The sequence below is a fragment of the Mycobacterium sp. TH-M103 genome, from assembly GCF_057473785.1.
Map to the genome: position 1 here is coordinate 18369 of NZ_JBYCLG010000069.1, position 11876 is coordinate 30244.

Sequence of the window (11876 nt, forward strand, 5' to 3'; positions counted from 1 at the left end):
GTGCATGGCTACGACATCCATGCTCTTGGCGACAAGGACAAGCAGGCCCAACTCGCTCTCGCCCTCCATCGGTGCGCCAAATTGCGTTGGGCCGACATTCATCAAGCGGGCCGGAAGGGTGCAGGGACTGAATGGATCCCGAGAGACGAGATACGCGCCCCGGTGCCACCGAAGTTCTCTGACCAAGAGAGGTTCATGGCCTTCCGCTACATGGGCAATCTGCCGATGCTCGGCGTTCGCGTCAACGAAGTGTTTCACCTGCTTTGGATCGAGCGTCAATTCGGCGAGGTGTACGACCACGGCAGCTAAAGATCGCCGCGCAACCCGAGATTGTCGGACCTTGAAGCCTGTTTAGTCGTGTGGACGAACGGTCGCGGCGAGATCGAGTAGGACCGGCACCTGGTCGCCGTTCTTGATCAGTGTGAAGGGATGCACGAGGTCGGGGTCCGCTGGCAAGCTCGCGACGTGTTCCTGGACCGCCTGAGTAACAACATCGTCCATTGGCTCGCATTGGGCGACTATCCATAGGCGCCGCCCATTGGCTAGCTGCATCTGGCACACATCGCCGACGTGGTTGCCTATGTTGGGTATGGGGTAACCAGCGTCACCGATGTACAGGTGGAATGACAAGTGCCAAGGGTGTTCTGGCGGCGTCCACCACTGGATGACTTCACCTTTCAAGGGCGGTGTTTCGGCAAAGGCGCCGAAGGTCGTGCTTGGTGTCGCGATTGTAAGTTCGCGGCGCCATCCTCGGATGAGGGGCGCAGTTCGCCCTGGAGCCAAGCTCATTTTGCGTGTCCGCTGATTGGTGTCGGGGTCTTGCTCGTCCCAAGTGAATACCGTCGCGGGCTCAGGGTATCTCGGCGGTTTGGCGTCGTGCAGGCTCATCTTGACGAGATTCATTGTTCGTCGGGTGCCGACGTAGATGTCATCGTGGCCCGATGCGTTCGTGACGCCCTCGACTCGCCACGAATGCGAACGTTGCCCGGTTTCGCTGCCCACCGCAAAACGAACCACTCCGGGGTGGTCGAGCACAACAGGCTCCGGGGGCTGGATGACAGTCACGTCACCAACGTTAAGTGCGCCCGTAGGTCCTGTAGTCGGAACGTCGTTCCGATTCCGACGTTGAAGTACAGGTAGGCAGCGAGCTTCGAAGGGCCGCCGAATCGCCGCCTTGTGCCCGGATATGTCAGCAATTTCCACCAGGGAATTCCCCCATCGCGAGGGGAGTCCGGGTCGAGCATGGCCTGGAGCATCTCAGGTTTGTAGGGATGCCTGCCGCAGGACACGCGAAGATGCCAACGTCAGTGCACCTGCTCTTGCAGGCGCTTCACTACAACCTCACGAATCTTCAGGGCAGCCTGGCTGGGGTCCTGATGCTCCCAGATGCGGAGGCTTATCCATCCAGCCTCAGCGAGACGCTGGTCAGTGTCACGGTCACGCTCGATGGTCTTTGCCACCTTCTCCGCCCAGAACGGGGCGTTCGTGACCGCCACCGTATGGTGCTCCGGGCATCCATGCCAAAAGCAGCCGTCGAGAAATACGGCGACCCTGGCCCTTGTGAACACCAGATCAGCGGTCCTCCTGACACCTTTGAGCGGCTGGGACGAGACCTTGTAGCGAAGTCCGAGCGCATGGACGGCCGACCGCAGAGCCATTTCTGGCTTAGTGTCCCTGCCCTTGTTGGCCTGCATGCTCGCCCGCACTCCAGCCGACGACGCCCACGACTCGACCACGCGTCCAAGCGTAGGACCGGCGTGCCGGGGCCGATCTGTCGGTCCAGCTCCCTAACATCACTTGCGTGACGAGAACCCTGACCATGATCGATCTCTTCGCCGGGTGCGGGGGTATGACGACGGGGTTTGTCCGACACGGCTTTCGGCCCGTCCTGGCTGTCGAATGGAACTTGCACGCTGCTGCTACGTATGCGGCCAACTTTGGCGAGGACCACATCTACTGGGGCGATATCAACGACCGGCTCAAGTCGGACCTACCGAAAGCCGACATCGTCATCGGGGGACCGCCATGCCAGGGCTTTTCCAACCTTGGAAGTCGCGATGTCAACGATCCGCGTAATCAGCTCTGGAAGAGTTACCTGCAGGTCGTCGAGCGGGTGCGTCCAAAAGTCTTCGTCATCGAGAACGTTGACCGCTTCAAGAGCAGCGCCGAGTTCCAGCTGCTGCTACACGAAGCACGAAGCGGCATGATCAGGGATTATGAACTGTCACACAACGTGCTGCTAGCTGCTGATTACGGCGTCGCACAGCGCCGTCCGCGCACAATCGTCATCGGATCGCGAGTGGGGCGCATCGAGCTGCCAAAACCTACGCACGCGCGGGTAGCGACTGGTCGGCTCAAGCCCTGGGTGACGGTGCGCGACCGCATCGGCAAGCTTCCAGAACGTCCTGTTACAACCTCGCTGCCGCAAGCTCGCACAACCTACTTCGGCGAGGATGTTGCCGGCCAGTTCAAGTGGCTTGACTTGCACTTCGGTCGGAACCCTCGCGAGCTATCACTGCTGCGCTACGACTGCATCCCTCCTGGCGGGGGCCGCTTCGACCTGCCCGACGAACTGCTTCCCAACTGCTGGCGAAACAAGCCGACGGGGACGACCGATGTCATGGGGCGCATGCGCTGGGACGCGCCATCGCTGACCATCCGCACCGAGTTCTTCAAGCCCGAAAAGGGCCAGTACCTTCACCCGCAATGGGATCGGGCCGATGCTCGCCGCCGCGCCAACCGAGTCATCACCCACCTCGAGGCCGCCCAACTGCAGGACTTTCCGGAGAACTACCTGTGGTGCGGATCAAAGATCGAGATCGCCAAGCAGATCGGCAATGCCGTACCGGTCGGCCTCGCGTCCGCCGTTGCCAAGCACATCCGCCGCAGCCTGGGGTGACTGGGCGGTTTTCGACTCGCGCAAACGGGTGCCGAGGAGCAACTATTTCTGGTTGAGGTGGACGTGTCGTGCCCGAATTGCCGGCAATTGCCGGCAATGTCGGGCGCGTGCCCGCTCCTTTCACCTACACCCTGTGCGGCTATCGGCCTCTTGATGAGGACCACCCCGACATACCTTCGAACAAACCCAACATGTCAGACGCCCACGACTCTCTATCGGTCGAACTCGGACGTGCATTATTGGAGACACTCGGAGTGCCAAGGGACAAGATCGCGCCAGCGGATCCCGGCAACGAACTGGAAGCAGAGATCGTCACACACCTGAAGGCGCTGCGTCCCGAGCTTCACATCGAACGTGGAAGGTCTGCCCGCGAGTTCAGTCAGTATGCGCATCTAGATGTCTTCCCCAGCTTCCAGAACACCTTTGAGGACCTGCGGCCCACGGTTGCAGACCTGAGCGAGCGTATTCGGGCGGCCGACTTGGGTCGGGCGCGAACGCGTATCGAGAGGGACCTTGACAGGCTCATAACGAGCGTCGACCAGCAGGCGGCTCTCGTCGATGACTTGGTGGAGCAGATGCCAACGGAGTCGCTGCTGAGGATCGATGTCTCGGTTGCGATCCCACGCGAGGGCGAGTTGGACGAACTTGCGATTGCGCTCTCGTCAAAATGGTCTCTTAGAACTGACCGCGCACAGGACTGCGTATCGCAGGGGAACAAGCTGGTCGCCCAGCGGCGCGGTCGGATGCCGCACTTCGGTGTGATCACCATAGAGCCACGGCCAGCGATGTTGCGCATCCTCGCTGACGGTTCGGGCGCTGTCGACTTCGTCTATCACCTCGATCTGGCTGCGCTGTCCGCATCGATTGCCGCTGTAGCAGAGGGAAGAAGATACCCCGATCGCTGGTCCCCTGGCCAAACCTTCAACCGGCTCATGAGGCAGAAGCGCCTCCGAGACTTCGACGAACTCGTGCATGAGGTAATGCGTGTTCCTGCCGAGTAAGATGGCTGGGGTACGGCCAACAGCGACGTCGTCGGCGACATCGTGGGCCTGGACACGGTAATACTGGGCAGTGACAGAACCGGCCCCCAGACAACTCCTGGGGGCCGGTCCTTTTGGTTGGCAGCGATCACTGGACTGAGGAAACTCGCGAGTCGAGTTCTCGCCCAGACTGAGGCTGCCAAGATTCACCGTCGATGGTGATGGGGTCGATGGGGGCGGGTGAACGCAGCGGTTCGATTTTGTCGAAGGCCACATCCATCTGCTCCTGCAGGCGGCGCAGCCCGTGGACAACGCGGGCCTGGCCCGCTGCGTCCATCTGATCGAACGAAACGACGACGGCGTACACGTACTCGGCGTATTTGAGCAGATCCAGCTCCGCGTCCAGCGATGCCTCGAACGGGCGCTTGGCGGTGATCATGTCGCGGCGCAGCGCCTCCACCAATTTGCGTTCACGGGCTAGGTCATCGTGAACCACGCGGAACCGCGCGTTGCGGCGGTCGCTGCGGGACTTCGTCAGCTCGGCGTCGATGATTTTTTTAACTTCGGGGTCCCACAGCAGCCTGCGGACCAGATCGACTCGCTCCTGCACCGACAGGTTGTCGGTGGTGCGCGACCAGACCATGCCGTCTTTGAGCTTGTCCTTCTTTTTGCGGCAGTCTCGGTGCGTCGACCACGCGGCGCGGACCCGCTTGTCGGGCGGGAACTGCTCGGATACGTCCCGGAGCACCTTCAGCCGCGACACAGGCACGTTCAGTTCGGCGGCGATGGCTTCCAGGTGCTCGGGCGGGATGGTCAGTAGGTAGTCGCCAGCAATCCATTTCGGGTCTTGAGTGCCGTTGGTGGCGCGCTGGCCGCGGGGCAACGGTGGGGCGGCTAAACGCCGCCCCACCTCGGCCACCCACACGTCGAGTTCGGGTGGCCTCGCCATCAGCTCGCGGCCTCCTCGGTGTCGGTGGCAGGCCCGGCGGTCAGCTCCTGCTGCACCGCCTTGACATCGGCGCTGGGCAGCGCCGCGCGGATCTGGCCGAGCAAGGCTGCCTCTGACTGGGCGATCCGCAGCTTCAGCGAGGGCCGACGACTGGTGATCATCTCGCTGTTGGCCTGCAACCAGACCGCCCTGCGAAGGACTTTCTTCATCGCGGGGGTGTGGTTGTAGGTGAAGATGATGTCGTCGTTTGCGGTCAAAAACCGGCCCATATGAGTGGTCCCGATTTTATCTCCGCTCGGGCTGCCCAGCGGCCTGCCGACCGGTGCTTCGCAGACCACCATGCCGAGATGAGCGATGTTGTTCTGAACGTAGCCGTCGTCAGGCTTGGCGTAGCCCCACAGGGTGCTGACCAGATTCTTACGGGCCGCGGTCAGCTCCTCGGACTCGCCCTCCTCCTCGCGGGGGGCGTTGGGGAGGATCTTGTAGAACAACTCCAGCGCGATGATGGAGTTCTCCCTCTTGTCATCCTCGCTGGTCACGACATGCCCGTACATCTCGTCGAGAACCGCATTCGCCATCGCCTTGGCGTCGCGGACAGGAAGCCCGCTCCTGTGCTCGCGGCCCTTGATGAAGTCGTGTTCGAGCAGGATCTGCAGTTCGATGTTGCGGACCTCGTTGGTGTTGAGGACGTGATCGGTGAAATCAAAAACACCCACGTCGCCGCCTGGCTGCGTGGGTGGGGGAGAAAAAGAAGTCGGCATGACAGCCTCTTTCTATCGATGCGCGCTCCGCTACGGTCATGTCACCAGGTTGGTGGTTGCGTGCGTGAGGTCGCAAAACCGAGAGTACGTGCGATAGCAGTTCTGTCAAGGCGAGCTGCAATGGCCGTCCGCTGACCACACCCAATCGCTGGGCGCGGGCCGGTAGAGGCCGCGCCGCGTCAGTTCGTCAGCCACCGGCACGCAGGTGCGCAACGTGCAGTTCGCGATAACACCCATCATTGCCGCCAGGAGGGGACGACCCAGAAACTCTGATCCCCCGCTGTGCTGGCGCAGCTCTTCTGGACGCTCATACCTGTTGGTGCCCAAGTGGATTCCGCCCTCGCTGTTTGCGGTTACCCGCAGGACGTCCTCGACCGTGTACTCGAAGTCGTTGTAGATCAAGATCCCTGCGTGCTTCAGAAAATCCTTGCGCGAAAGTTCAACCACCCGATCGCCCGGTCGGCTGTTCGGGCCGAGTTCACCGCTCATCAGGTCCGGACGCATCGCGAAGCCGACGTCGACCCGCTGAATGTCGGGTTGGGTGGCGTGTAGCTTCGCCCACGCCGCGTCCTGAATCGCCTTCACGTCCGGCGGAATCATGGGTCCGGGCTTCACAACGCGGAACTTTGGGTCCATGGCCGCGGCGGCACTCGCGTCATCCAAAAGCGTCTCCAACAGGATCGGGCGCAGCAGACCCGCGATCTTGACGAGTTCGTACTCGCCCGGATTGTTCGCCAGTTTCCGGTCCACGTCGACGAGCGTCTCGACGAACAGTTGCTCAGCTTTCATCCGTGCTCTCTCTGGTACTCCACTCGGTGATGGATACCGGCCGAAGGTTTCCAGAGTACGCCGGAATCACATCGACGTCATTTCACTTTCAGACCCGCTCCGAGCCAGCTGCGCCGGTACGCAGCGGCCCACGGTTACGATCCCGCATTTGCGGGGCTACGCTCCAATAGTGGGCGCTGAGCATGGACCCGATGAGTGTGTCCAGTGGACACACTGCGGCCCGTTTTCCCAGCTCACTGGTGACACTTTCGCGGCACCTTCGGACACGGTTCACCTGTTTGACCAGGTCAAACCGTCAAAGTGGGAGATTATTTAGATGACCTACGACCTCATCATCCGCAACGGCACCATCGTCGACGGGCTGGGGGGTGAGCCGTACGTCGGCGACGTGGCGGTGAAGGACGGGATCATCGCAGCGGTGGGCGCGGTCAACGGTGCCACCGGCGAGCGCGAGCTCGACGCCACCGGGCTGCTGGTCACCCCGGGCTTCGTCGACCTGCACACCCACTACGACGGCCAGTCCATCTGGTCGGAGCGGCTGACCCCGTCCTCGGCGCACGGGGTGACCACTGTGGTCATGGGCAACTGCGGGGTCGGCTTCGCGCCGTGCCGCCAGGAAGACCACGACGTGCTCGTCGACGTGATGGCCGGCGTCGAGGACATTCCCGGCGTGGTGATGACCGACGGCCTGCCGTGGACGTGGGAGACCTTCCCCGAGTATCTGGACGCCCTAGAGGCGGGACAGCGCGACATCGACGTGGCCGCCTACCTGCCGCACTCGCCGCTGCGGGTCTACGTGATGGGGCAGCGCGGCGCGGACCGCGAGCCGGCCACCGCGGAGGATCTGGCGAGGATGCGGGCGCTGGCCAAGGAGGCGATCGAGGTGGGCGCGCTGGGCTTCGCCTCGTCGCGGCTGACCATCCACAAGACCGAGAGCGGCTCGCCGATCCCCAGCTACGACGCCGCGCGCGAGGAGATCGAGGAGATCGCCAAGGGCGTCGTCGACGGCGGCGGCGGACTGCTGCAGTTCGTTCCCGACATCCCCGCCGGCGGCTACCAGCCGGTGCTGCAGACGGTGTTCGACGTCGCCGAGGACGTCGACCTGCCGGTCACGTTCACCCTGGTGGTCGCCAATGCGGGCGACCCGACGTGGGAGGACGCCATCACGATGATCGAGAAGGCGAACAAGAATGCGGGCGAGGTCCGCTTCACCGCGCAACTGTTGCCGCGCCCGATCGGGCTGATCATCGGACTGCAGCTGACCGCCAACCCGTTCGTGCTCTACCCCAGCTACCGCGAGATCGCGCACCTGCCGCTGACCGAGCGGGTCGCCGAGATGCGCAAGCCGGAGGTCCGCGCCCGCATCCTGGCCGACAAGCCCGGCCACGGCCACCCGATCCTGTACGTGGCGCAGATGTGGGACTGGATCTACCCGCTGGGCGACACCCCCGACTACGAGCCCGACCCCGCGACGAGCATCGGCGCCCGCGCCCGCGCCCGGGGCGTGGAGCCGATGGAGGAGGCCTACGACCGGCTGCTCGACGACGACGGGCGCGCCATGCTGCTGGTGGCCACCAGCAACCTGGCAAACAATTCGTTGGACACGGTCGGCACGCTGCTGCACCGGGACGACGTGGTGCTCGGCCTCGGCGATGGCGGCGCCCACTACGGGATGATCTGCGACGCCAGCTACTCCACGTACTTCCTGACGCACTGGGCGCGCGACCGCAAGTCGGGCCGGTTCAGCGTGTCCGAGGCCGTCCGCCAACTGACCTCGGTGCCGGCCCGGGTCGCGGGCCTGGGCGACCGCGGCCGCATCGCCGTCGGCTACAAGGCCGACCTCAACGTCATCGACCACGCCGCGCTGCGGCTGCACAAGCCGGTCATCCGCCACGATCTGCCCGCCGGCGGGCGCCGCCTGGACCAGACCGCCGACGGTTATGTCGCCACGATCGTGTCCGGGGAGGTGATCGCCGCCGACGGCGTTCCCACCGACGCTCGTCCCGGCAAGTTGGTCCGGGGCCGGCGGTCATCCCCAGTGGCCGCTCGATAACGCCACGAAGGGCGGCCCGTCCCGGTTAAGTTGGGTCAGTGACGAGCCCGCATTTTGCGTGGTTGCCGCCTGAGATCAACTCGGCATTACTGTTCGCCGGTCCGGGAGCGGCGCCGCTGCTTGCTGCGGCGACCGCATGGGAAGGGCTCGCCGAGGATCTGGCGTCGTCAGCATCGTCGTTCCTGACCGTGACGGCGGACCTGGCCAGCGCGTCATGGCAGGGCGCTTCGGCGACGGCGATGCTGTCCGTCGCCACGCAGTACTCGGGGTGGCTGAGCGCGGCGGCGGCCCAGGCCGAGGCCGCAGCAAGCCAGGCGACGGCCATCGCGGCCGCGTTCGAGGCGGCGTTGGCGGCCACGATCCAGCCGGCGGTGGTCACGGCGAACCGGATGCTGGTGCAGGCGCTGGCAAACACGAATTGGTTCGGGCTCAACGCGCCGGCGATCATGGACACCGAGGCCGCGTACGAGCAGATGTGGGCGGCCGACGTCGCTGCCATGTTCAACTACCACGCCGACGCGTCCGCGGCCGCCGGTCAACTCGCGCCCTGGCAGCAGGTCCTGCAAAAGCTCGGGTTCAAGTTCAGCAACGGCCAGCTCACCAGCATCCTGCCCGGGAGCAGCGGCCAGGGATCCAACCTCGGTTTCGGCAACAGCGGCGCCCAGAACGTCGGGGCCGGCAACTCCGGTAACAACAACCTGGGGTGGGGCAACCTCGGCAACGGCAACATCGGCTTCGGCAACAGCGGTAACAACGACTTCGGCATCGGGCTGACCGGCAACAACCAGTTCGGCTTCGGCGGCTTCAACTCGGGGACCGGGAACATCGGCCTGTTCAACTCGGGCAACAACAACATCGGTTTCTTCAACTCGGGCAACGGAAACTTCGGCATCGGGAACGCGGGTTCCTTCAACACCGGCTTCGCCAACTCCGGCAGCATGAACATGGGCTTGTTCAATAACGGCGCCGCCAACACGGGCTTCTTCCAGGACAACTCCCTGGGCGCCCAGTCGGGCGCCGGCGCCGGGATGCTCGGATCCGGCCGCTACATCACCGGCGGTCTGGGCGCGGCCAACCTGGGCTCCGGCCTGCTCAGCTCGGCCGCGGCCAACACCGGCGGGCTGAGCGCGAGCCTGGGCAACGCGGCCTTGCTCAACCCGCCCGCGGCCAACGCCGCCTTCGCCGCACCGGTGGGCCAGCCCGCCGCGATCGCGGGCGGTGTCGAATCGCTCGGCCCGAACGCCGCCGCCGTCACCGCCGCCGGCGGTCCCACGCCCACCGTGGGCGTGCGGACCGCGGCCGCCGCTCTCACGGGTGTCTTCACGCCCACCACCGGCGACTCCGGGGTGCGCAGCAACCCGCCCGTTCGCGAGCCGGGCATCCCCAACTCGGGCTTCTTCGGCAAGGCCGACCGCACCCCGACGGGTCCCAACACGGGTATCAGGGAGCTGACCCTGCTGCCGACCCCGTCCGAGTAGACGACACCATGCGGACGAAGAAGAAGGTAGACCTGCAGCGGCTCGCCGCCGCTCTCACCGACTACCCGTACGCGTATCTGATCACCGTCGACGACGGCTATCGCGTGCACACCGTGACGGTTGTGCCCACGCTGCGCGGGGGGACTCTCGACGTCGGCCCCATCGGCGGTCACACCCGCGAAAACCTCGTCCGGCGCGGCGACGTCACCCTGCTGTGGCCCCCCACCGAGCCGGGCGGCTACTCGCTCATCGTCGACGGGCACGCGCAGGCCGCGGGACCCGATTCCGCGTCCCTGGGCGTCGTGCCCGACCGCGCGCTGCTGCACCGCGACGCCGCCCCCGACTCACCCGAGGCGGCCAGGGGCTGTCTGCACGACTGCGTCGTGTTCTCGCTGCCGGCCTAGCGCGCGATCGCGGCAGCGTACGAGCATGAAGCGCACCGGGTCGCGGTCGGAGGCGAGGTGGGAAGCGCTGACCCGTCCCGGCGCAGGTCCCTTTTCAGGCCCGGGTGCTGGTTTTTCAACAGCGGCAACAGGACCCGTCGCGGCATGAACTGGAACAGGCGGGTGGACAGCTGGCTGGGCAGCCCGGCGATCACGGTGCCGCGGTCGTGTTCGAGCGCATCGACGCCGATGCGCGCCACCTCGCACGACGGCATCCACATGAACTTCGGGAACGCGTCGGCGAAGGTGCGTTCGTCCATGCCGGCGTTCTCGAGGAACTCGGTGCGCACCGGCCCCGGGCACAGCAGTGCGACGGTGACACCGGTACCCGCGAGCTCGGCGCGCACTGCTTCGGTGTAGGCCTTGACGAACGCCTTGGTGGCGGAGTAGCCGGCCTGCCCGGGAAAGGGGTGGAAACCCGCGGTGGATCCGACGTTGAGGATCGCGCCGCGTCCGCGGGGCACCATCTGCTGGACCGCGCGGGTGGTCAGGTCGATGACGGCCTCGACGTTGACCCGCACCTGCGCGATCTCGTCGGCGACGGGCGTTTTCGTCACCGCCCCGATGGTGCCGATGCCGGCGTTGTTGACCAGGATGTCGGCGGTCAGCCCGCGCCGGCCGACCTCGTCGAGGAGGTCGGCGCGGGCGGCGGGATCCGCGACGTCGCAGGCGATCACCTCGACGTGCGAGCCGCCCCTGGCCAGTTCGTCGGCCAGTTCTCGCAGCCGGTCTTCGCGGCGGGCGATGAGGGTGAGGCCGTGGCCGCGCGCGGCCAGTTCGCGGGCGATGTCGGCGCCGATGCCCGAGGACGCCCCGGTCACGACGGCGGTGCTGGTGGGTGCGGGAACAGGAAGGGCCACGCGCTCGAAGCTACCGGATCGGGGTCAGCGCGCTTCCGACCACGAGGCGAAGTCGAAAACCGATAGCGTCGGCGATATCGCTTTCGCGAACCGAGTGCCGACCTTCACACCGTGACGGCGGTGACGACACGAAAAAGCCCGGCCCCCAAAGGGACCGGGCTTTCCCGTTGGACAGACTCAGAAGTCCATGCCACCCATGCCGCCGGTCGGGTCGCCCGCCGGAGCGGCCGCCTTCTCCGGCTTGTCGGCGACGACGGCCTCGGTCGTCAGGAACAGCGCCGCGATGGACGCCGCGTTCTGCAGCGCCGAACGGGTCACCTTGACCGGGTCGGCCACGCCGGCCTTGAGCAGGTCCTCGTACTCACCGGTGGCGGCGTTGAGGCCGGTACCGGCAGGCGAGTTGCGAACCTTCTCGGCCACCACGCCGGGCTCTAGGCCGCCGTTGAAGGCGATCTGCTTCAGCGGAGCCTCGAGCGCCACCCGCACGATGTTGACGCCGGTCGCCTCGTCCCCGTCGAGCTTGAGCTCGTCCAGCGCCGGGGCCGCGTGCAGCAGGGCCACGCCACCACCGGCGACGATGCCCTCCTCGACGGCCGCCTTGGCGTTGCGGACCGCGTCCTCGATGCGGTGCTTGCGCTCCTTGAGCTCCACCTCGGTGGCGGCG

13 protein-coding genes are annotated in these 11876 nt (G+C 65.5%); 6 read left to right on the top strand and 7 right to left on the bottom strand.

The window, feature by feature from the left end; all coding sequences use genetic code 11:
- Positions 1-309 (top strand): hypothetical protein, encoded by a 309-nt coding sequence (locus AC2VOR_RS03890; RefSeq protein WP_486963229.1) that lies wholly within the window; start codon positions 1-3, stop codon positions 307-309.
- A 42-nt stretch (positions 310-351) separates the two neighbouring features.
- Here AC2VOR_RS03890 and AC2VOR_RS03895 read toward each other — a convergent pair whose 3' ends face one another.
- The gene (locus tag AC2VOR_RS03895) at positions 352-1065 is read right to left on the bottom strand and encodes a hypothetical protein (RefSeq protein WP_486963230.1); all 714 of its coding nucleotides are present in this window, start codon (positions 1063-1065) and stop codon (positions 352-354) included.
- 239 nt (positions 1066-1304) lie between these two features.
- A complete protein-coding gene (locus AC2VOR_RS03900; RefSeq protein WP_486963231.1) occupies positions 1305-1736 on the bottom strand; it encodes a very short patch repair endonuclease in 432 nt (143 codons plus the stop codon).
- A gap of 65 nt (positions 1737-1801) precedes the next feature.
- Here AC2VOR_RS03900 and AC2VOR_RS03905 point away from each other — a divergent pair, with 65 nt between their 5' ends.
- Positions 1802-2899: a DNA cytosine methyltransferase gene (locus AC2VOR_RS03905; protein WP_486963232.1), complete on the top strand. Its 1098-nt coding sequence runs from the start codon at positions 1802-1804 to the stop codon at positions 2897-2899.
- Positions 2900-2967: 68 nt separating this feature from the next.
- Positions 2968-3900, top strand: coding sequence for an NgoMIV family type II restriction endonuclease (locus tag AC2VOR_RS03910; RefSeq protein ID WP_486963233.1), 933 nt, complete (start codon positions 2968-2970; stop codon positions 3898-3900).
- 127 nt (positions 3901-4027) lie between these two features.
- Here AC2VOR_RS03910 and AC2VOR_RS03915 read toward each other — a convergent pair whose 3' ends face one another.
- From AC2VOR_RS03915 to AC2VOR_RS03925, 3 genes are all read right to left on the bottom strand, one after another.
- Positions 4028-4828 carry a hypothetical protein gene (locus AC2VOR_RS03915; RefSeq protein ID WP_486963234.1) on the bottom strand — a complete coding sequence of 267 codons (801 nt, stop codon included), beginning with the start codon at positions 4826-4828 and terminating at the stop codon, positions 4028-4030.
- Positions 4828-5589 carry a hypothetical protein gene (locus AC2VOR_RS03920; RefSeq protein WP_486963235.1) on the bottom strand — a complete coding sequence of 254 codons (762 nt, stop codon included), beginning with the start codon at positions 5587-5589 and terminating at the stop codon, positions 4828-4830. Before AC2VOR_RS03920 ends, AC2VOR_RS03915 begins: the two co-directional genes overlap by 1 nt.
- 105 nt (positions 5590-5694) lie before the next feature.
- A complete protein-coding gene (locus AC2VOR_RS03925; protein ID WP_486963236.1) occupies positions 5695-6378 on the bottom strand; it encodes a hypothetical protein in 684 nt (227 codons plus the stop codon).
- A 316-nt stretch (positions 6379-6694) separates the two neighbouring features.
- Between AC2VOR_RS03925 and AC2VOR_RS03930 the strand changes: the two genes are divergently transcribed.
- Genes AC2VOR_RS03930 through AC2VOR_RS03940 form a run of 3 tightly spaced genes read left to right on the top strand, consistent with a single transcriptional unit; the run spans position 6695 to position 10313 of the window.
- A complete protein-coding gene (locus AC2VOR_RS03930; protein WP_486963237.1) occupies positions 6695-8431 on the top strand; it encodes an N-acyl-D-amino-acid deacylase family protein in 1737 nt (578 codons plus the stop codon).
- A 38-nt stretch (positions 8432-8469) separates the two neighbouring features.
- The gene (locus AC2VOR_RS03935) at positions 8470-9909 is read left to right on the top strand and encodes a PPE family protein (protein WP_369740861.1); all 1440 of its coding nucleotides are present in this window, start codon (positions 8470-8472) and stop codon (positions 9907-9909) included.
- Positions 9910-9917: 8 nt separating this feature from the next.
- The gene (locus tag AC2VOR_RS03940; RefSeq protein WP_369740862.1) at positions 9918-10313 is read left to right on the top strand and encodes a pyridoxamine 5'-phosphate oxidase family protein; all 396 of its coding nucleotides are present in this window, start codon (positions 9918-9920) and stop codon (positions 10311-10313) included.
- On the opposite strand, the gene AC2VOR_RS03945 is transcribed toward AC2VOR_RS03940, so the two are convergent.
- Positions 10310-11212: an SDR family NAD(P)-dependent oxidoreductase gene (locus tag AC2VOR_RS03945; RefSeq protein ID WP_369740863.1), complete on the bottom strand. Its 903-nt coding sequence runs from the start codon at positions 11210-11212 to the stop codon at positions 10310-10312. The two genes, AC2VOR_RS03940 and AC2VOR_RS03945, sit on opposite strands and share 4 nt — an antisense overlap.
- A gap of 177 nt (positions 11213-11389) precedes the next feature.
- Positions 11390-11876, bottom strand: a 487-nt coding sequence (locus AC2VOR_RS03950) for a TCP-1/cpn60 chaperonin family protein (protein WP_486963238.1), incomplete at its 5' end; no start/stop codon positions are given.

Excerpts from the sequence above, each read along its gene's own strand:
- AC2VOR_RS03915 (WP_486963234.1), bottom strand. The coding sequence starts at position 4,828 with ATGGCGAGGCCACCCGAACTCGACGTGTGGGTGGCCGAGGTGGGGCGG.
- AC2VOR_RS03920 (WP_486963235.1), bottom strand. The coding sequence starts at position 5,589 with ATGCCGACTTCTTTTTCTCCCCCACCCACGCAGCCAGGCGGCGACGTG.
- AC2VOR_RS03925 (WP_486963236.1), bottom strand. The coding sequence starts at position 6,378 with ATGAAAGCTGAGCAACTGTTCGTCGAGACGCTCGTCGACGTGGACCGG.
- AC2VOR_RS03930 (WP_486963237.1), top strand. The coding sequence starts at position 6,695 with ATGACCTACGACCTCATCATCCGCAACGGCACCATCGTCGACGGGCTG.
- AC2VOR_RS03940 (WP_369740862.1), top strand. The coding sequence starts at position 9,918 with ATGCGGACGAAGAAGAAGGTAGACCTGCAGCGGCTCGCCGCCGCTCTC.